General features: G+C 51.7%; 23 protein-coding genes and 1 pseudogene. 15 read left to right on the forward strand and 9 right to left on the reverse strand.

Annotation, left to right across the window (positions count from 1 at the left end):
- A partial coding sequence (locus ABR39_RS25295; RefSeq protein ID WP_131701694.1) for an RHS repeat-associated core domain-containing protein occupies positions 1 to 1,494 on the forward strand: 1,494 nt, incomplete at its 5' end.
- Positions 1,495 to 2,005: 511 nt separating this feature from the next.
- On the opposite strand, the gene ABR39_RS00795 is transcribed toward ABR39_RS25295, so the two are convergent.
- Both ABR39_RS00795 and ABR39_RS00800 read right to left on the reverse strand, forming a co-directional pair.
- Complete coding sequence (locus ABR39_RS00795) at positions 2,006 to 2,302, reverse strand: type II toxin-antitoxin system RelE/ParE family toxin (RefSeq protein WP_047345379.1); 297 nt, start codon at positions 2,300 to 2,302, stop codon at positions 2,006 to 2,008.
- Positions 2,289 to 2,549 (reverse strand): type II toxin-antitoxin system ParD family antitoxin, encoded by a 261-nt coding sequence (locus ABR39_RS00800; protein WP_047345380.1) that lies wholly within the window; start codon positions 2,547 to 2,549, stop codon positions 2,289 to 2,291. Before ABR39_RS00800 ends, ABR39_RS00795 begins: the two co-directional genes overlap by 14 nt.
- Positions 2,550 to 2,836: 287 nt before the next feature.
- Here ABR39_RS00800 and ABR39_RS00805 point away from each other — a divergent pair, with 287 nt between their 5' ends.
- From ABR39_RS00805 to ABR39_RS00825, 6 genes and pseudogenes are all read left to right on the forward strand, one after another.
- Positions 2,837 to 3,448 carry a DNA-binding protein gene (locus ABR39_RS00805; protein ID WP_047345381.1) on the forward strand — a complete coding sequence of 204 codons (612 nt, stop codon included), beginning with the start codon at positions 2,837 to 2,839 and terminating at the stop codon, positions 3,446 to 3,448.
- A complete protein-coding gene (locus ABR39_RS00810; protein ID WP_047345382.1) occupies positions 3,445 to 4,065 on the forward strand; it encodes a hypothetical protein in 621 nt (206 codons plus the stop codon). The genes ABR39_RS00805 and ABR39_RS00810 overlap by 4 nt, the downstream gene beginning before the upstream one ends.
- Positions 4,062 to 4,253, forward strand: a pseudogene (locus ABR39_RS26135) (hypothetical protein); the annotation flags it as partial. The gene ABR39_RS00810 and the pseudogene ABR39_RS26135, both read left to right, overlap by 4 nt.
- A 15-nt stretch (positions 4,254 to 4,268) precedes the next feature.
- Positions 4,269 to 4,850: a DUF2971 domain-containing protein gene (locus ABR39_RS00815; protein WP_240477047.1), complete on the forward strand. Its 582-nt coding sequence runs from the start codon at positions 4,269 to 4,271 to the stop codon at positions 4,848 to 4,850.
- Between the two features lie 163 nt (positions 4,851 to 5,013).
- Positions 5,014 to 5,808, forward strand: a complete 795-nt coding sequence (locus ABR39_RS26140) for a hypothetical protein (RefSeq protein ID WP_240477043.1) — start codon at positions 5,014 to 5,016, stop codon at positions 5,806 to 5,808.
- A 43-nt stretch (positions 5,809 to 5,851) separates the two neighbouring features.
- A complete protein-coding gene (locus tag ABR39_RS00825) occupies positions 5,852 to 6,118 on the forward strand; it encodes a hypothetical protein (protein ID WP_047345384.1) in 267 nt (88 codons plus the stop codon).
- A 508-nt stretch (positions 6,119 to 6,626) separates the two neighbouring features.
- Here ABR39_RS00825 and ABR39_RS25960 read toward each other — a convergent pair.
- Positions 6,627 to 6,815, reverse strand: a complete 189-nt coding sequence (locus ABR39_RS25960) for a hypothetical protein (RefSeq protein WP_047345385.1) — start codon at positions 6,813 to 6,815, stop codon at positions 6,627 to 6,629.
- Between the two features lie 304 nt (positions 6,816 to 7,119).
- On the opposite strand from ABR39_RS25960, the gene ABR39_RS00835 reads away from it, so the two are divergent.
- The 5 genes from ABR39_RS00835 to ABR39_RS00855 all read left to right on the forward strand — a co-directional run bounded on the left by ABR39_RS00835 (position 7,120) and on the right by ABR39_RS00855 (position 12,103).
- A complete protein-coding gene (locus ABR39_RS00835) occupies positions 7,120 to 7,374 on the forward strand; it encodes a hypothetical protein (RefSeq protein ID WP_047345386.1) in 255 nt (84 codons plus the stop codon).
- On the forward strand, positions 7,371 to 8,591 hold the full coding sequence (locus ABR39_RS00840) for a hypothetical protein (protein ID WP_047345387.1): 1,221 nt from the start codon (positions 7,371 to 7,373) through the stop codon (positions 8,589 to 8,591). Before ABR39_RS00835 ends, ABR39_RS00840 begins: the two co-directional genes overlap by 4 nt.
- Positions 8,588 to 9,241: a DUF6884 domain-containing protein gene (locus ABR39_RS00845; RefSeq protein WP_047345388.1), complete on the forward strand. Its 654-nt coding sequence runs from the start codon at positions 8,588 to 8,590 to the stop codon at positions 9,239 to 9,241. The genes ABR39_RS00840 and ABR39_RS00845 overlap by 4 nt, the downstream gene beginning before the upstream one ends.
- 177 nt (positions 9,242 to 9,418) lie before the next feature.
- A complete protein-coding gene (locus tag ABR39_RS00850) occupies positions 9,419 to 11,440 on the forward strand; it encodes an acyltransferase family protein (protein WP_047345389.1) in 2,022 nt (673 codons plus the stop codon).
- A gap of 165 nt (positions 11,441 to 11,605) precedes the next feature.
- A complete protein-coding gene (locus ABR39_RS00855; protein ID WP_047345424.1) occupies positions 11,606 to 12,103 on the forward strand; it encodes a thermonuclease family protein in 498 nt (165 codons plus the stop codon).
- On the opposite strand, the gene ABR39_RS00860 is transcribed toward ABR39_RS00855, so the two are convergent.
- Positions 12,070 to 12,741 carry an SOS response-associated peptidase gene (locus ABR39_RS00860; RefSeq protein ID WP_047345390.1) on the reverse strand — a complete coding sequence of 224 codons (672 nt, stop codon included), beginning with the start codon at positions 12,739 to 12,741 and terminating at the stop codon, positions 12,070 to 12,072. The genes ABR39_RS00855 and ABR39_RS00860 overlap by 34 nt on opposite strands.
- Positions 12,742 to 12,896: 155 nt before the next feature.
- Between ABR39_RS00860 and ABR39_RS00865 the strand changes: the two genes are divergently transcribed.
- Positions 12,897 to 13,226 (forward strand): hypothetical protein, encoded by a 330-nt coding sequence (locus ABR39_RS00865; RefSeq protein WP_047345391.1) that lies wholly within the window; start codon positions 12,897 to 12,899, stop codon positions 13,224 to 13,226.
- Here the strand turns inward: ABR39_RS00865 and ABR39_RS00870 are convergent.
- The 5 genes from ABR39_RS00870 to ABR39_RS24530 all read right to left on the reverse strand — a co-directional run bounded on the left by ABR39_RS00870 (position 13,201) and on the right by ABR39_RS24530 (position 17,714).
- Positions 13,201 to 14,004 carry a DUF4225 domain-containing protein gene (locus tag ABR39_RS00870; RefSeq protein ID WP_047345392.1) on the reverse strand — a complete coding sequence of 268 codons (804 nt, stop codon included), beginning with the start codon at positions 14,002 to 14,004 and terminating at the stop codon, positions 13,201 to 13,203. The genes ABR39_RS00865 and ABR39_RS00870 overlap by 26 nt on opposite strands.
- 10 nt (positions 14,005 to 14,014) lie before the next feature.
- The gene (locus ABR39_RS00875) at positions 14,015 to 14,674 is read right to left on the reverse strand and encodes a DUF6710 family protein (RefSeq protein ID WP_240477044.1); all 660 of its coding nucleotides are present in this window, start codon (positions 14,672 to 14,674) and stop codon (positions 14,015 to 14,017) included.
- Positions 14,628 to 15,245 (reverse strand): hypothetical protein, encoded by a 618-nt coding sequence (locus ABR39_RS25820; RefSeq protein WP_048210028.1) that lies wholly within the window; start codon positions 15,243 to 15,245, stop codon positions 14,628 to 14,630. Before ABR39_RS25820 ends, ABR39_RS00875 begins: the two co-directional genes overlap by 47 nt.
- A gap of 1,099 nt (positions 15,246 to 16,344) precedes the next feature.
- A complete protein-coding gene (gene repA / locus ABR39_RS00890; protein ID WP_047345395.1) occupies positions 16,345 to 17,211 on the reverse strand; it encodes an incFII family plasmid replication initiator RepA in 867 nt (288 codons plus the stop codon).
- Positions 17,212 to 17,513: 302 nt separating this feature from the next.
- Positions 17,514 to 17,714: a type II toxin-antitoxin system Phd/YefM family antitoxin gene (locus tag ABR39_RS24530; RefSeq protein WP_072021765.1), complete on the reverse strand. Its 201-nt coding sequence runs from the start codon at positions 17,712 to 17,714 to the stop codon at positions 17,514 to 17,516.
- Between the two features lie 582 nt (positions 17,715 to 18,296).
- Between ABR39_RS24530 and ABR39_RS00895 the strand changes: the two genes are divergently transcribed.
- Both ABR39_RS00895 and ABR39_RS00900 read left to right on the forward strand, forming a co-directional pair.
- Positions 18,297 to 18,557, forward strand: coding sequence for a hypothetical protein (locus ABR39_RS00895; RefSeq protein WP_032650430.1), 261 nt, complete (start codon positions 18,297 to 18,299; stop codon positions 18,555 to 18,557).
- Between the two features lie 286 nt (positions 18,558 to 18,843).
- Entirely contained in the window at positions 18,844 to 19,353 is a 510-nt protein-coding gene (locus tag ABR39_RS00900) for a transcription termination/antitermination NusG family protein (protein WP_047345396.1), read from the forward strand.
- Positions 19,354 to 19,493: the final 140 nt, after the last annotated feature.

The following is a 19,493-nucleotide window of genomic DNA, read 5'->3' on the forward strand; positions in this document are numbered from 1 at the left end:
GCGCTGGCCTGGAATGCGCGTAACGAGCTGCAGGCGGTGACGCCGGTGGTGCGTGACGGAGACAGGGATGACCGGGAGAGCTACCGCTACGGTGCGCAGAGTCAGCGGGTGCTGAAGGTGAGCGTGCAGAAGACGGGCAGCGGCGTGCAGACGCGGCGGGTGGTGTACCTGCCGGGGCTGGAGCTGCGCAGCACGCACCGCGGTGACGCGGAAACGGAGCGCCTGCAGGTGATGACGGCGGGCGAGGCGGGGCGTGCGCAGGTGCGGGTGCTGCACTGGACGTCAGGCAGGCCGGACGGCATCAGCAACGACCAGGTGCGCTACAGCCACGATAACCTGACGGGGAGCAGCGGGCTGGAGGTGGACGGTGACGGCAGGGTCATCAGCATGGAGGAGTACTACCCGTACGGGGGGACGGCCATCCTGACGGCGCGCAGCGCGGCGGAGGCGGACTACAGAACCCTCCGCTACTCGGGGAAGGAGCGTGACGCGACGGGGCTGTACTACTACGGGTACCGGTACTGCCAGCCGTGGTCGGGGCGGTGGCTCTCCGCGGACCCGGCGGGGACGGTGGACGGCCTGAACCTGTTCCGGATGTGCCGCAATAATCCCGTCACGCTTAAGGATGAGGATGGAAGATTTTCAACGCTAAAAATGCCTCTGGATATATTCATACATGATGTGGAAAACCTCAGGGCAACAACATCGTCAACAGAGTTTCATGAATTGTTTTTAAACAACCAGGGTGGGCTTGAAGTAAGCGAGTTATATTCTTCGCCAGGACTGACACCATCTCCAGTTGCAGATGACACAAGGCCATATAATCAGGATGTAGAGTCTGCCTTTGTGATTTTTCAGGATAATTCTGGAAAAGCGAGATTATTTGTTAATCCTGAAGAAGAACACATGGCCATCAATCCTGATATGGGAATGCCAATTTTTGCCGGGCGTTTGCAAAGACTTGCAGGTGATAAAGGCTATCGAATAACTAATGAAAGTGGACATTATAAAACACCAGCAAATACAGATGTGTTATCTATGTTGCGATCAGCAAATCCTGATGCAAATCTTTCAAATTTCAAGTATGAACCTTATGATTTTGGTGAGGTAGACAGAATGGATGATATCTTTGCAACTCCTGGCGAATTTAGGCGCAAGGTTGATGAATACAGATTGAATAAAAAATCATTTCATGCTTTTTTGATGGAGGTGGGCCGGGAACGTATAAAAAAAACCGGGCCATATGGAATGATGGTATACCGGAAGATGTTTACTAAAACCACAGAAACTCAAACAGATGAACCTTCGTTCGTTCAATGGGCGGCAAAAGATGCAGGATGGGTCTTCCCTGAGCATTATCTGGATTATAATCCAGTGAGAATGAGTAAATATTTTGATAACCTCTATAATGGAAATGTTACTGTGAAAAAAAGTTTCTTAGGAAAGAAAAAGGAGAAAATTAGAGGTCCACACTTTTCTCCCTTCAACCATTAATGAGTCTGCGAGAGTTACATATATATTTGTTAGCTCTGTCTTGTGGCGGTAAGTGCTAACTGCGCATCAGTTGATGCTCATCATAAGAAGGATGCATTTACAGAAGCGCAACCGGTTGGCGGACTGCGTAAATGACTTGAGGAAAAACACTCTTCGTGGTGGTTACGCCTGAATCGACGAAGCATGTCATTGTCATCCCCGTCCGGAAGGGCGGGGATGGTACGGGGAATGCCACGTAATTGTCGCAATTTCCAGTTCACATTAAGTGATGTTGATGCCGTATTACCTTTTCCAGCCGACATTCCACTACGCTAGGCTCACGATAACTGAAATTGAGTTTTGACATGACGGTCTTCATTCGGTTGGTTCCCGAAGGGGAAAATTCCCTTAATTTTCATAAATTTCTTTACTGTCAGATCGGTAATATTCGAGAACAGGAGGATTATATTTAACATAAGATAGATTATGCGAACTAAGTACTTGATTGTATTGTGATTTATTTCGAATCCGGTTATCTCCAGGGTTCATGCCGCGCCGTATCCTGAGACTGGCTGAGAATACGTATGACCGTAACCACCGAATGTGATGACACAAAATAGATCATGTGCTGTTCCACCGGCAGCGAGCAGATATTGTCTCCCAGCTCTGCGCGATGCGTGCCGATGTCATGCATGGCCAGCACATCAAACACCGCGGCTATACGGCCGATATACGCATCCGCCTGAACAATCCCGAACTGTCGGAAGCTGTAGTCCCAGATTGCTTCCAGATCTTCTTCTGCTTTGGGTGTCAGCTCAATCTCTTTCATTTGCCACCCTGGCCCTGACATTATTCAGGAATGCATCCTTGTTCCATGGTTTCGCCTCGCCGCTTCTGATCCCTTCGGCCAGCAGATCGCGCAGTTCCTGAAGGCGCGACTCAGCCTGCTTCTCGCGCAGCAAACGCAGCGCGTCACGCATGACCTCGCTCTGGGTACGGTAATCACCGGCCTTAACCAGGGAATCGATAAATTCACGCAGCTCATCACCCACGTCCACCGTCATCGTACGGGCCATAACCCCTCCGTTTCTTAATGTAAGGTTTGTTCTTACATCATTATATCAGCTTACTCCCCTGCTTCCATCTCCTGCACGCTAGCCAAAAAAAACCGGCTGTAGTCTGGAGATCCGACTTCGGGAGTTTTCGGATCTGACCGGGAAAAGGGAAAGAGTGTATGTAAGTTCTGTACTGTATGTATAGTATGTATTAGCTGTATTGTATGTATTATCTGTATTACGTGTATTGTGTATTTTTTACACCCGGAGTACGATGGCGCCATTCCATGAGAAACCGGAGCCAGACCATGACCACCCTCTCCCCCGACACCGTCCGCCGCATTGAAGACGCCGCTGCCGCCCTGATCGCCGCCGGCACCCCGAACCCGACCAACGAGCAGGTCCGTCAGCACCTCGGCGGCGGCTCCCTGTCCCACATTTCCCCGGTGATGCGCGCGTTCCGCGCCCGCCAGCGCGAGCAGGCCGCTGAGCAGGCCACGCCCCTGCCGCCGGAGCTGGCGCAGCTGCTGACCGGCCAGCTGGGGCTGCTGTGGCAGGCCGCGGTGAAACAGGCTGAAGCCGGAGCCCTGGCGGCGCGCGAGCAGGCCGACGACGACATTGCCCGGGCCGACCAGGAGCGGGACGAGGCCCTGGCGACGGTGGCCGCCCTGGAAAGCGAGCTGGCGGTGCTGCGCGAGGTGGTGGCCGAACGTGACCGCCTGCTGCAGGAGGTGCGCGAGCTGCGCGCGGAGGCTCTGCCGCTGCGTGAGCAGGTGGCCCGCCTGACCGCCACCGGCGAACACCTGGCGGCGCAGCTGCAGGACACGAAAGCGGAGCTGAAGGAAGCCCGGGAGGACGGCCGTCAGCTTCAGACCGAACTGCTGGCCCTGGCCCGCCAGGAAGGGAAGGTGAAGAAATGAGACAGGAAAGACTATTACGTATAAAGGCATTTCGACGGGCGCTGGAGCTTGGCGCCGGGGAACGGGCTGACGGGTGTCGTCATTTTCCTCGCTGGAAAGAGGAACTGAGGAACTTCCCGCATGGCAGCTGCGATTTAGCGAGTAACACACTGGCGCAGTACCTGACAGATACTGAGGGTTGCCATCCGTGCATCATTTTTATGGAAGGGAACGCAGGCTTTCATGAAGCGGAAAATTCAACGGTTCACGCGCATGTCATCGTGTTGCTGGACGGGGAATATATAGATCTGACGCTGGATCAATTCGACGAATATCCGGGCTACATACCTTACGAACCTGTCGAATCTGACGGGCAGATTGGTACGCTGTTGCGTAATATCATGAAGCATGAAGACCCGGTAAAAACCCGCCAGGTTGATCTCGATGATGGCGAAGAGCTGTATGACTGGTTACGCGATACCGCCAACGAAGTGCTGGCAGCAGATCCGGAATGGCAGGCCTGGGAACGGTCGATAGAAGAAGCAAGAGAAGCCGCTGTTAAGGCGTTCCCGTTTCTGTCTGACACGCAAATAACTGAGTGCGAACAGGGCCCGGACAGTCAGGAGGCTGCCAGATGAAGATTTATCATTACACTGACCTGAACGGCCTGAAGGGCATCATCGAATCAGGCTCACTGTGGGCGACGCACTTTTCCTTTCTCAATGACAGCAATGAACTAACTCACGGCATGAACTGCCTTGAGAATGCCCTGCAGTACCTGAGGAACGACTTTAACCCGAAAACCCTTAAGTTCATCGAACAGGCACTGACGCACTTCAGAATGCACCGGGCTGCTCATGTCTATAATCTTTCATTCTGTCTCGAACCCGACCTGTTAAGTCAGTGGCGGGGCTATGGCAGCTCTCAGGGCGTGTGTCTGGAATTTGATGATGACGAACTGGTTGCCTCCCTGGAACTCACGCAAAACCAGGTGTTTAAAAACCGGGTGATCTATACCAAAGAGAATTCCACGGTTGAAGCCAGGAATGAGATCCTCGCTTTCTTCAATGCCCCGAAAGTGCAATCTGCCATTAGCCAGGATGCGATGTATGAACTGGGCTATGCAGCAGAACTGGCTCACAGTCTGCCGCCTTTTTTCAAGAATGACGGTTTCAAAGAGGAACAGGAGTTCCGGATGGTCATTCTGCCGGACAGACCTTTTGAGGGGGTCAATTTTCGTGTCAGTGAAAACGGTCTGGTACCATATCTGATCCTTGAAGCAAAAGAAAAGCTGCCACTGAAAAGCATCAGAATTGGTCCCCGCAGTAACAGATCAATGATGATGGAGGGGATATCATTCCTGTTGCAGAACAAGGGGTATACCGGTACACAGATTTCGTTTACTGAGACGCCGTTCCGGTAATCTCAGCTGAGAAGTACAAACTATAAGGGATCTGTATGTTGGATAAAGTTTCTCACGTAAAACAGGCCAAAATCCCAGGACACCAGGGCGGTGCTCAGGGAGTCCCCGGGGGACGGCCGCGCCTTGCAGGCCCATGGCACGCCATGACGGGAAGGTGAAAAAAATGAATGCAGACACCCGGGCCCGGCTGGAGGCCTTCCGTCGCGCGCTGGAGCTGGCTGCCGGTGAGGCCTCTCTCGCCGCCTGGCGTGACGTACTGAAGGATTTCCCTGCCGGCTGCTGCGAGCTGGCCAGCCAGACGCTGGCTGAATATCTGACAGAAGACGGCAGCAACCTGCACCCCTATATTATCGGTATGGACTGGAGAGTGAATGCGAAAGACTATGGCCACGTCATTGTCGCCCTTGACGGGGACTATATCGATCTGACGCTGGACCAGTTTCCGGGCTATCACGGCCGGATTGTGGCGGAGCCCATCGAGTCCGGCGGGCAGATCGCGGCATTTATACAGACGGTCCGGGACCAGGGCGGGACCCTCACCACGCGTGAACGGACGTTCGACGGTATCCCGGATCAGGCGTGGGACCTGTATGCCTGGCTGAAGGAGGTGGCGGACAGTCTGCTGCCTGTATCAGGACAGGGCAGGGCACCTTGCTGCATGCCTCTGCCGGTCTCCACGGAGATCCTGCCTCAGTACCGCACCGGAACAGTGGCCGGTGTGTCAGATAAGGCCAATCACGTCTCTGAACAGAAAAACCGGCAGCCAATGACGCATACAGGGACCATTACAGAATGCTACCAGCCCCGCGAAGTCAGGCTGCGGGAAACCGCCACCCAGTGGGTCAGTGAATGCGGCCTGCGCTTCAGGAAGTCCACGGGTGCCGAGGCCGGAAGCGGCGCCTGGAGTGCAAACCGTCTTGATTTAAAGAGCGTCCGGGAAATTAAGTCCGGTGAATAATCGTCAGGCCCGATCTCGCGGTTAACACCCCTCAGGGAGATGCATGATGCCTTACTATAATGCCGCCGATATGCGGGCAAGAGCCAGTGATGCATGGCACTCAGAATGGATCAGCAAAAGTGGACTGAAGGCGCGACTCTGGACGGATAAAGCCATTACGGAATTTCTTGGCAAGCCTGAGAAAGCGGGCCCCATCATGGCCTGGAGACGGAAGAACGTGCAGAAGGCCGAGAGGTCGCCTGAGTTTCAGAACTGGCTGGCAAAGCGCCGTGAGTGGCTTGCGGCACATGGCAGGCTGCCTGGTGAATAAAAGCCCGGTGCGCAGGCCGATGCGAAGGTTTTTTCCTGCCAGTGCTGCCGGTAAACAAGCAGGGTAGTCAGTACAGTAAAAGTGCCGTTATACCGTGTCGCCCGGACATTTTTATGTAACCGTTTGGCCGCTAAAATTCAGTACTTTTGCTGTGTATGTTTAAATTTTTATCCAGAATGAGAGAACACTCTCACCCGGAAATATTCGTCGAAAATCGGTGATTGTCGTCAAACATCGCCAATCGTCGGCTAACTTCGCCTATCTCCGCCAGATGTAACCAACAACTGGCGGAAACCGGTTAAAAACAAGCATCAAACATAACCGTCTTTCTGCATGCCTGACTATACATAAATCCATACTGCTGCAAAATATTTGCCCTGAAACAAAATCCTGTATTCGAATGGATCCGGAGTTATCGTCCCGCCGTGTAATTCAATAATCTGAATCATTTGTTATTCCTTTTGTTAGTACAGTAAAAGTGCCGTTATACCGTGTCGCCCGGTCATTTTTATTCCACCGTTTGGCCGCTAAAATTCAGTACTTTTTCCTGCAGCAGCAGCGCAGTCAGCGCCAGGAATCCGGACATCCCCGTGTGCCACCGGCTGCGGGCGGCCGCATAACTGCGGATAAAACCCGCCAGCCAGGCCCACTCTCCCGGAACGCCGCCGGCGCGGCTTTTTCTCGCATTCCCCCGCACATTTCTCCATCCCTCCCCAAAAATTCCCGAATGCACGAAGCACGCCGCATTCATTACGACAACCATAAAACCGCAGGGCAACCGTGATAGCTGCCCAGTCTTCCGGTTCAGCCGGAAATCGGATCTGTACGGCGGGAAACCCGTAAAAAATATGATTAGTTAACACAACCATAAAATCATATTGAATGTGATATTTATCATTAATCACATAATCATATCTGATATGATGTTTGCAACATCAGTAGAAAATCATTCGCAATATGATTTTATACTTAATCAGACATTATCAGACGGAGCGTGCAGGATGGATGAGAACGAAGTGACGTTTTCACTCAGCTATGAGCAGCTTTTGCAGGAAACGGAAAAGCAGATAAAAAAACGGAATCTCAGCAGGACCGGTGAGTTTTATGTCCATGAAAAGATTATGGCCAGCGACATACTGATGTTCTGGCACAGTCTCGCACTGCGTGGCTATCAGGACATTCCTGATACGGAGCGCATCAATGCTGACTGGCAGCGTCTGAATGCCTACATTCAGAACGAGGGAGAATTATCGTGACAACTGTTAACACCCGTCGCCCGTCGCCGCTGCAGCGGCGGGTGCTGATTGTGCTGGCCGCCCTCGGTTCGAAACGTCCGGGACCGGTGGCGACAAGAGATATTGAGCGGGTGCTGGAGCAGGGCGGGGAGGCCCCGGTGTACGGGCCGAACCTCCGCGCCTCCTGCCGCCGCATGGAAGCCGCGGGCTGGCTGCGCACCTTGCGCGCCCCGAACATGCAACTGGCCGTTGAGCTGACGGACGCCGGCCGTGCGCTGGCCTCCCCGCTTCTCGCTGACGAACATGCGCGCGTCCTGGCGGAGCAGCGCGCAACGGCGGTCCGGGTTCTGCCCCTGGTCCCGCAAAGCCAGACAGAGGAAACTGAGAACCGCCCGGTGGCACTGGACGACCGCTGGCACCTGGCGTGCCGGGGCGACTACGTTATCCGTCTTGACGGTACCACCTGCCTGCAGCTGTGGAGCGCGGCCGGGCAGGTGACGCGCCTGGAAGGCGATCCCCTGCAGGTCGCCGCCTGGCTGCAGGACTGCCACGATGCGGGGATTGAGGTCCGGGTGCAGATCAATGAGAGCGCCGCGCCGGAGGCGGGCACACTAAACGTTACCACGCCGTCGGACCTGACTGGCACCTGGTACCGCCAGCTGGACGCCGCGCTGCAGGCGCTGGGGATCACCGGACTGACTGAGGATATTCGACTGGCTGTGGTCAGGCCTGAAGCGTCCCTGCGGGTGCTGCCGGCACCGGCGCGCCTGCTGCTCGTTCTGCGCGACAGTCCGGAGGCGTTCCCGCTCGCGGCTGCCGGCAATGAGGATGACATGCAGGCCGCGCTGGCCGACCTGCTGGCGCGCGCAGGGTTCACGGGCGACCAGGCGCAGGAGCTGCAGTGGCACCGCATCCGCTGGCCGCAGATGAGTCAGGAAGAAGCTGACCGGCGCGAGCTGAACAGCCTGCTGGACGAACTGGAGCAGCGCCAGCTGTACTGCAACCGCGAACAGCTGACGGAGATTGTGTTTTCGCCGGTCCGCAAACCCGGCGAGCGCTGGACTGACCGTCTGCAGTGGCTCCTGATGACGGACGGATTTGGGTTCTGGAGTCCGCTGTCCCGTGACGCAGGCTCCCGGGCGCTGGCGATCCTGGCCGGTTACACGGGGCAGGAGGTGGCTGAACATCTGGCCACGGTTATCGTTTGGAACGACGACAGCGCGGGGACGCCGTCATGAGCACAGGCAACGTCCATTTGATAGTGACCTGCACGAGCCGTAAAACCGTGCCTGCAGGTGATGCGGTCTTTCCGGATGAACGTGACGTGGAGAGAGCTTACGGGCTCTGGCTGGAAAGGCTGGCGCAGGCCCGTCGCGGATCGCCCTCAATGACCGCCGGCGAGCTGTATACGGGCCAGCACTGGAGCAGGGCAGCTGCAGCTGCGGCGCGGAACAGTGCCGAAATGTGGGTGATTTCAGCTGGTCTGGGGCTACTGCACGTATCAGACCCGGTGGTCCCGTATGAAGCGACGTTCTCCTCGATGCCGTTCTGCCATCGCACTCACTGGGAACGGCTGACAACGCGACCGCCTGCGGAACGGCGGTGTGCCTCCCTGAAGACGCTGATGCAGGCAGGGCCTGACGATCGATTTGTGGTCGCCGCCTCCCCGGTGTACCTGCGCGCCGTTGAATCTGACCTGCTCGCGGGGAGGGGAGCGCTACGTACATCTGAACAGCTGCAGGTTGTCACCTCAAAAGGTTACCGGGGGAAGCTGAAAGACAATGTCAGATACACCAGTGCGGGTATGATGAAGGCACTGAACACCAATATGACGGGGCTCAATATCAGCTATGCATCTCAGTTACTTGTTAACGACGTAAGTAAATGACATAAAAGTAAGCACCCTGACAGGACGTAAAACTAAAACTCGCGACTTCTTTTTTGATATACGTTACTCAGAAACGATATCATAGGATTTCAGGAAATATTACGTGCTCTGCTTTCCGAAAGGCTGAACACAATCAAAACAGCCATAAAATATGTATATGTAAGGTGCCATTATAAAATGGATTTAGTTTTAGATAATCAAACGAAAAGTTATGCAGTACAAAATTACAGGCAAGATATAGATGGTCTTCGTGCTGTCGCCGTCCTGCTTGTTATATTATTTCATGCAGGATTATCATACTTCCCTTCGGGCTTTATTGGTGTTGATATATTTTTCACCATATCAGGCTTTCTGATTACCGGGAAAGTCATCAGTGAAATTGAAAGAGGAACATTCTCACTAACTAATTTTATAAAAGGCAGATTATGGCGATTGCAGCCTGCACTGCTGGTGACAATTCTCGGCGCCATCATTGTAGCGACATACTGCTACATTCCTGACGATTACACCGCATTCGCAAAAAGTGCCAAATACACCACTCTTTTCTTATCAAACCAGTATTTTGATAAACTTAGTGCAGCATATGCATCTCCTGACTCTGATTACTTCCTGCTTTTGCATACATGGTCGCTGGCAATTGAATGGCAGTGGTATTTTTTCTTTGCGCTTTTCGCGACCATTTTGACACTACTGGCCAGTAAATTTAAAAGAAAGCTTGCGTATAAGCCGTTCCTTTATGGCTGGTTGTTACTTACCTTAACTGCAACAATAGTTGTTATTCTTATCAGTCTGTACTCGCCCAGTCAGCATTACTACTCATTAAATATGCGCGCTTTTGAGTTTCTGATTGGTGGGAGCGTAGCTTTATTAAAGGACAGAGTTCAGATAACCAACAGATGGATAACTAATACTCTGGCAGTAGTAGCTATCGCTGTACTTATCTGCACTTCAGGTTTAAGCATACCTGTTGAGACATATCCAAATAGCTGGACACTGCTTGTTTGCCTTGCCTCAGCAACATTACTGATAAACCAGAACACATTCGTCAATCGCACCTTACAGTTAGCACCGATAAACTACACAGGGAAAATTTCTTATTCTCTGTACCTGTGGCACTGGCCCATTTTTGCGGCGTTCAACTATCTTGAGTTCTCTCTGTCCGGCAGGACACTGTGCATTGCGCTGGTGATAACTGCAGGACTGGCAGTGCTTACCTATCACGGTATTGAAGAGCGATTCCGCCGGGTTAAGCTGTCATTTGCAAAGAGTATAATTCTGCTTGTATTGCTCCCCCTTACAGTCTGCACGGGCCTTTACTCATTAACCGTGAAAACGAATGGTTTGCCACAGCGCTTCAGCGATGAATACAATCGCTCGTTACAGCTGTTAAATTCCGCCGCCGAGAAAGCCGCATCGAGGGATGGTTGCCTCAGTGGAAGCCTGGAACTTACGGACTGTCAGTTCGGCGATCATGAAGGTTCGAAGAAAGCCTTTCTGATTGGCGATTCAAACGCTAACCAGTTCTGGGGTTTTTATGATGTGCTGGCTAAGGATGCTGGCACAAAAATGTATTCCCTCACCACCTCTTCGTGCCTGACCTTACCAGGAATTTATCAGTTTGACTGGTGGAAATATAAAGGTGTCAAATATCAGGAATGTCATGATAACGCAGAGCAATATTATGATTATATTAAATCAAATCACTTTGACTACGTCATTATAGGGCACGTGTGGTCAAACTATTTTGCTGCCCAGTTAATCACTGACGATGCGGATGAGCGAAGCGAAGCACTCTCAGACAGTCGATACGAAATGGCGTTACGTACAGCCATTCGTACTATCATAGATGCGGGTTCAAAGCCAATTATCATGTTCACCATTGCAACTATGCCACGCAACTATCAAAACTGTATAAATCAGCACGTTATTCATCGACGCCCATTTGACATCAATGAATGTGATATGCAAAACCCGGCAAATACCAACGGGGAAAAAGTCACGCAACTGATGAGTAAAATGAAGACTGAGTTCCCAACGCTGACCTTTATTGACCCTAAATCAATACAGTGTATTAGTGGTAAATGCATTACAAATATTGATGGCGTAACTGTTTATCGTGATGTGGGACATCTTACCGATTATGCTTCCTACAAATTCGGTCAGCTGTACTTAAATGAATTTGGTAATCCATTAAAATGAATCAGGTGTACTTATAAAATCTGATGGTAACTTAAAGGGCACATTGTGCCCTTTTTAATACACCTTTATTTATCTATACGATACATCAACTACCCACAACATTGCGATATACTCTGGCTTCTATAAATGAGACACTCATATAACGAAAACATCAGAGATATAGCCATGTTCCGGAAACTGTACTTAATTACTTTGCTCATCGTGACGTATCAGGTCAGTGCGGATATCAACGGCAGGATTGTTCGTGTGCTCGATGGGGATACCGTTGAGATTCTCGGTGAAGGGAACCAGCTGACGCGTGTTCGTCTTGCCGGTATCGATGCGCCGGAAAAGAACCAGCCCTTTGGCCAGCGTTCCAGACAGGAACTGTCATCAATGGTGGCACAGCGCATCGTTAACGTCACTGGCGAGGATGAGGATCGTTACGGCCGGCTGCTTGGCACGGTGTGGCTTGGCACGAAAGATGTGAATGCCGAACAGATCCGTAAGGGACTGGCTTGGGCATACCGATATCACGGAAAGCCTGTCCGGGTCGACTACGCAACACTGGAAGACGAAGCCCGTCGCCAGGCTTCAGGTCTCTGGTCAGTCCCTGGACAGACAGAACCCTGGCGCTGGCGAAGCCAGCATCACGAGAGAGGTTCAATTAGCGACGCCCCCTGATTCCGCACGTTGCCGACCGCAGGGGAAACCGGATGCCAAGTGAATGCATCAGCTGGCACAGCCCCCTGTTTGGCCGCCCTGCCCGCCTCGTCACCACTGAGCCCCTCGCGCAGCCAGTCGCGCGCGGCATCAGGCGTCAGCACCAGAGGACGACGATCGTGGATATCGATAAGTCCCTTGTCCGCAGCTGCCGTGACAATAACAAACCCTTCCCCGTCATCCCTCAGACCAAATGGCCGTGCACCAATGGCAGCCATGAACACGGGCTGACCGTCCCTGCGGTAAATGAAATACGGCTGTTTTTGGTTCCTCTGGCGTACCCATTCATACCACCCGTCAGCAAACACTATGGCGCGGCCGCGTTCCCACAGCGGACGAAACATACGTCCCTCAGCTGCAGTTTCAACACGGGCATTAATCAGGGGCGCTTTGTGCCACCACTCCGGGGAATACCCCCACAGAACGGGATCGATCTGCAGCTGATCATTGCTTTCACTGAGCAACAGCACCCGGGTCCCCGGCGCCACGTTGTAGCGTCCGATCGGCTCCGGCACTGCGGAAAACCTGGCATCAACCTCACCGGCCAGATAAGCCAGGTATTCAGCGCGGGTCTGTGACTGAGAAAAACGTCCACACATAAGCGTTTCCTGCCGTTAAAGGGTAAGTATAGGAAAAATGAGAAGCATGGATTGTTTAACGGCAACGGACAACGATCCGGACAGGGGAGACAAAAGCAGGAAGGTACGGGACGTCTAAATAGTGTATTCTTTTTATCAGGTTAAAGGAGACGTGAATGACAGTGAAAAACCAGGAACTTATCGCGGCAGGATTCACCAGTAAGGATATCGAGCGAATCAAACGTCACCAGGCGACGGGGGACTCGCTGGATAAGGTTCTGAAAGATCTGGCCGGCTATTTTCTGTCGGTAGCCTGGATCACCGGCGGGATGGCCATCATCACCCTGCTCACCGCGTTCTTTGGCAGCGCCAGCCATCTTATCTCCTGCGTGGTTGCCGTCGTCTTTCTCCTGATTGTGCTGCTTCTGGTGATGCCGGTCAGACTTGGCTATAAATCATGGAAGCTGATGAGAACTCATATCAGCGACTCCGGTCATCACGGGTAAGGAGTTCAAGTACTACCTTTGCACCGACCCCCCATCCCAGAACCTTCATCGTCAGTTTGCCCGGAGACATGGTTTCCACCTTGCGGTAATAGTCTCCGGGAAGATAACGGAAAAGACGCCAGGCCTCAGCTTTCCCGGTCAGACCAAACACACCATAAACGCTGGCTGCAAGCGTGGTTGCATTAAAGATCCCCAGGCCGACATCGCGGCTGAAGCCCATAAACTCCGCTACGGACATGGCGCCGTCCGCAAGGATCCCCTCTGAAGCAGGTTCATTCAGGAACTGACGGGCTGCCTCCCGTGATACCGTATTAAGGGCATCACCGACCAGAACGGCACCGGCAAGCATACCAGCAGGCGTCATCGTTGCGATCATAACACCGCCAAACACGGCCTGAACGCCGGCGAGAACGACCTTAATCCCGGATATGAAGTATCCGACAATTTTATTCTGCTCTGTTACATACTGAATTTCAGCGTAGATTCGGGCATAACCGGTTTTCAGCATGCGCGACTGTTCAAGCAGGAACTCATTCTCAGCCCTGAGGTTCTTCAGGCAGGCAATGCATTCTTCATCGCTCCTTGCTCTTCTCGCCGCGTCAAACTGTTGCATGACAACCTGTCTTATTTCATCCACGAATTTCAGACGAGTCAGTGAATCACTGAGGTGCATGGCCGCGACGGTATTTGCGGTATTCACAAGCTTTCGGGCTTCCAGATTGATCATTGTATCAGCCCACTGACGCCGGCTCTGCCCGGGAAAAAGCGCGATATCCATTACATATTCCTTATCTGTCGTCAGGACAAGAAGCCATTAGCCTGCCTGTCTCAAATATTGCAGCTGCGCGCCAGGAGTTCACGTCTTCAGTTTTCTTACCGTCAACATACCAGTGGAGCCCGTCGGTATTTATTCGCTCAAAAAGAAAAGACATATCCCACACGTGTTCAGGGATTAACGTTCCTTCCCCCGCCAGAATACCGGCCGTGATGGAGTGATTACCTCCCCGAACAAAACCAATGCGCCAGGGCAGCCAGAGTTCAACATAATGATTAGTACGATCCTGCTGCCATACTCTTCCTTTTGCCGTACCAATCCGGGACACATTATCGATATAACGGGAAAGACTCCACGGCCAGGGAAGAACCATATCACTGGCCAGAGAAAGCGGGTAATCTTCTGGATTAACTTCTCCCGCCTTCATACGGCTATAGTCCTGAACCTCTGTGATGGCATTAAAGAAAAATGCCCCGGGTGTCAAATCCGGACGGGCATCGGTTCCTTCTTCTGCCACCGCGAGCAGGAAATCACTCTGCAAAGGGCGGACCATAGCGCGAATCAAATCCGGCAAAGCCTGGACCGGAAGCGAAGACGCAACCGACAGCAGATGTTCAAAATTATTCTTAGCCGTGGTGAGCCTGCTGCACTTCCTGTTCCCTTTCCAGAACACAATTCTTCTCCCGGTGTTCACTCAGCCAGCTATGCCAGTCGTCAGATCCGTATTCGATTTTGTCAATAATCCCCACTGCACTGGTATCAAATATCACGGTAGTTGTACCGTGAAGATAGCTGTCCGTAAATATACCTTCCCAGTCATAAACGCCCTGGATACCACAATTCAGGTACAGGCGGATCATTTCATCTGAATCCACATGCCTATTACCCACATAAAACATACGCCCTTTGTAAGTGCTGTAATGAGGCTCGCGCAGGGCATGCCAGTCCCAGCCTTTACTGAGTTGGCTACTGATGCTGATAGGAAGTCCATCTCTCAGACGTGCCGCGATATCGGGCTGCTCTGCGAGCGGCAGCCGGTGATTAGCGATAATCGCCCCGGAGTTCAGTTCACACCGGCAAACCAGTGGCTGTCCGGGATTTCTGTTTTTGAATAACGCATGATTGCTGGCTCCTTTAAAATTATCCGTAAACCAGCAGGCATCGATGTTTCCGGACTCACCAGTTCCCTTGTATGCCACATCAAACTCATCAAACCGCTGTCTTGTTCCGTGGAAAAGCTGCATTACTGGTACCTCCAGTCAGACAGTATTGAGGATGAGGATCTCATTGATCATAAACGTAGAATAATTATGCCGCCTGGCTACATGGAGGCGCCAGCGGATGTTAACTATGAAAATGAAGGTCAGTGGCGCCGTCACCCGGCAAAGCCGGTAACGCAGCTGGCAGATTCTGATGTTAGAAGGCCGAGCAGCGCGCAGGCATTCAGAAAATGCGCCGCAGGCGCATGAAGGCGCCCTCATGAACTAAATATTGCACTTTCGTAAATGGCGCCGTAACCCGGCGAAGCCGGTTACATTATTGATAGGTCCCACCAATCCATCCCTTCCCCCTGCTAAGCCATAACCCGCTTTCAGCGTGCACACAATTCGATGTGCGCCGTCGGAGTGGTCACGACAAGGCGTAGCCGCAGTCGTGGCGTATCTCCGCGTTAGCGGGCCGTCAGGACCGCTTACGGGCGTGTTATACAGAACTTGGCAGCAGAATGCATTTAAGCGACTCAGATCCTAGTTACAACATCCATTATTAAAAGCGATGTCTTCCGGCCCTTCGGGCCGGGTGGCTGCGCTTTTCAGTGGTGGGTCTATATGTGGAGCTGAGGATACAGGAGATCGATGGTCGGTCATTGGCACTTTGTAACGTACTGCACCCTGCCCGCCATTTTTGGCGGGTGCTACCTCCAGGCGCAGAGCGCCTGAACCGAACCGGCGCGGACATAGTCCGCTGCAAGGGCGGGCATTTTCAGGAGCCTGTCCACAGGTCAGGCGACGAACAGGTTATATATTTATATGAATGAAATAAAAGATATTTAAAAGAAGTACAGAGCAGGTTTTTAAAGGAAACCACGCACTTTGAAATCAGGTCGGCTGGCGCTCTGTAAGCATAACGGTTGTAACCTTATGGAAAGGTCCCTTGCAGTTATTTGTGGGTAACTAAATCTGGCGACCAGATGTGGACTCTCTGATGCAATTTCTGGCCATTCTGATGGCGAGATGGGGTGAATGTCAGGAAGGACGGCCGTCATTTCGTGCAGAAAACCGCCAGCCGGGAGCTGCAGACGTGCGAAACCCTCCGGCGCCAGCCGGATTTTTCACACAGGAAGGGTTATATGGGGACGGTGGCCAGCCGCGTGTAGTTGTTGCCACGCGACATCAGCATGCGCTCTTTCACGCGGCGCTCCAGCTCCCGCTTCATGGCATCAAGACCACCGGTGAATCGCCCGCTGGCGTATTCCCGCGTCAGCTGTTGCTTCACCAGGGTCACAATGTCCTTACGGGTTCTGTCCGCGTCACGTCGGGCGCGGGCGCGCTTCAGGCCATGCTGTTTACGTTCGGACTGATAGCTGCGGAACCGTTCGCGCACAAACCGCCAGGACTTCGCTATCAGCTCGTCCATCTCCAGCGGCTTCAGGTTCTGCTTTTTGCGCTGCTGATTTTCCCATTCAACGCGGCTGCGACGTGCAGCCACAACAGCCACGTCAGAGACGTCGAGCGCAGAGAACAGTGCCGGCGTGAAGGTGATATCGGTCGGGATGTTGCAGCCTATCTGCGGGTCATACTCGGTCTGGTAGGTAATCAGCCCCAGCTCCGCCATAAACTTCAGCGCCCGCGTGGCACGGGTGATGGACAGATTGCCGTTTTTTGACTCGGTGGCCAGACCGCACTCGATGGCCAGATTGGTGATGGAGCGCTGTACACGATTGGCCAGCGGGTCATGATGGAAACACATCCCCTGGAGCAGGGCATCGATGGCCCGGCGGCGCAACAGTGGCGGCATCCGGTGACGTTTACCCAGCGAGCGTAAGAACGCCACATGGATGGAAAAGTCAAAACGGGACGTGAAGCCTTCGGCTTTCGCCATCAGCTTACGACAGAACGGCAGTGTCTTTTTCCCCTCGCGCGGCGTGAATACCGGATTCGAGTTTTTGACCTGACGGTAAAGTGTAGTGGTTTCAGATTTCTGCTTACTCACCACTTCCTGCGCTTATGTTGCACAGAAGGAGTAAGCACGGAATCTCTTGTCTTTTTTCGCGCACGGGTTATACTCCCATACAGAAGCAACAACTTCTGTATGTTTCAAAGCAACCCCGTTAATCTTCTCGTCCGGCCAAGGTGAAGAGATTCTCGGGGTTTTGTTTTATCTGGAGTTTGATATTTACTACCCCAGATCCTGCCAACTTATGGCTTGGCTACCAATCATACCTGAACTCAATCGTCGGGACTCTAACACTAAGATCCCAAACGATCAATTTAAAGAAATCCAAGAGCTAACCATTAACCATGTGCCTGAGAATCCTGGGATTCCAGAGCTTTTTTCATCTTCTCAAAAAGCTCTAGTGGCACACAGTAGAACACTGGTTTGTTGTAGCTCAAAATCGCCAGAGCCTCGCCAGCAGTCGATGTCACAAGTTTTTCTGGATTAGCCTTAAGCTCAGAAACACCTGCAACACGGTTACAAAGAATCGTTCGCGACATTGAGAGCCCTCACAACAAGATAGCTAACTAATGCGACTCAGTATAGAACCACAATTAGACTTTAGAAAGTCTTATTATCGTTGATCTTTAAACGATCTGTGATCTAAAACAAACTTAAAACCACCGTCTTGACTGAACGTTAGTTCCTGAGTAGCCTGTAATAGTTGGAATAGATGTCCAACCGGGCGTGGAAACCCGACTTTACGTGTACAAAAAACACGCGCTTGCGTGTTTTTTATTGCCTGTCGCCGTTTGTATCTCAATGGTGGCTCAGGTGGGGCAACCGTCAAGGTTGGCCGGGTACACGTAACCGGTATTTCCACCCCTGCCTGGGCTACCACCAGAAGCGTGGAAACTTCGAGGTAGCTTTCGATACTATCTACGTGGAGGCTGAAACGATGGCCACATTTGCTACCTGCCTAGCATTTTTCACATCAATCCAATCACCCAAAGCTGTTCCAGACGTGAACAGATCCACAAAACCTATTCTCAATGCAGGGCTTTACCCTTTCGTAAAAAGATTAAAGAAACTGCCTGTTCTACCGTCAACTCCTATTCACTTATGTTAAATAGGAGACCGGTATGTTACAAAATATTATGCAAAATCAAGCAGTTGAAATGGTACACAAACATTTTCAACCACTTTCGAGAAAGCAACTTGAAATCTGTCTCCTTCATACATTTGGAGTAGCCAAAAGTATTATTGCCAGTAATTATAATATTACTGTTGAGGCGGTTAAGCAGAATATAAAAAGAAGCGTGCAGAAACTCGAACTGGATAATAGTGATGCACTGAGGGTTGCTTTACTCTCTACAATATTTGTAATAATGCTCAATAAATAATCATCGAATGTACCCTAACGGGTACATTTTTTAAGATTCATCTCATTTTACTTTGCAACAAATAAAAAAATTAAGATCATTAAACTGGGTTTTATAAGTTGATCCGGCCTAGTATAACTTTGAAACTCATGACAAGAGCATCCTGAGCAATGAAGGCGTTCGAACTACAGCATGCAAACTTAAGTGTTTGTTAGTAAGACTGTTTAGCCTTCATGGTTGAGTATGTTCGACCCCATTGAACTTGAATTATCCTTTCATGGATCAATTCTGCGCGAAGCGTTCAAAAATGAATATTGAGACTGTATGTAACCAACAATGGTATCTTGCTCTCTATATTACCGGGGGCAAAAACCGCGAGAACTTATTCGACTGGCTATACGACAGGAGAATAACTCCCTGGACACCTTTATCCTTAACGCAAATACGGCGTGCGGATGCCCCGCATGTTTTCAGAAAAAGGATCTCGGCCGTTTTCCCAGGATATTTCTTCCTTAAGGCAGATTTCGAATCACAGAAAATAGATATGATTCGGGCGCACTCTGCATTCTGCGACTTTGTGAAATTCGGCAGTAAAATTGCCCCTGTGAATACAAGGGTAGTCGAAGCGTTAATGAAGAAATACCCCGACCCGACTCATCACCCTGCTGCAAGAGCTGAACTCGAAGCGGCATCAGATATCTGGCTGACAAAAAGCCAATACAAACGCCTTACACAGTTAGATAAAACGGATCATCCCATATCCCGGACTGCAATGCTGTTCGATATGATCACCCATGCTGATGCGTGGGGATTTTAAAATGTACTTAACCGAGCCTCTTAAGCTGGTCCAAACCAGTTTTACACCATCCCTTTAGTTTCCCCCGTTCACGGGGGCTTTTTTTCACCGTTTTCCGGCAATGATGTCTGGGCTGGCCCTGCCCAATGAACACCCTCTGT

This window comes from Enterobacter genomosp. O (genome assembly GCF_001022965.1).
Taxonomy (GTDB): domain Bacteria; phylum Pseudomonadota; class Gammaproteobacteria; order Enterobacterales; family Enterobacteriaceae; genus Enterobacter; species Enterobacter cloacae_L.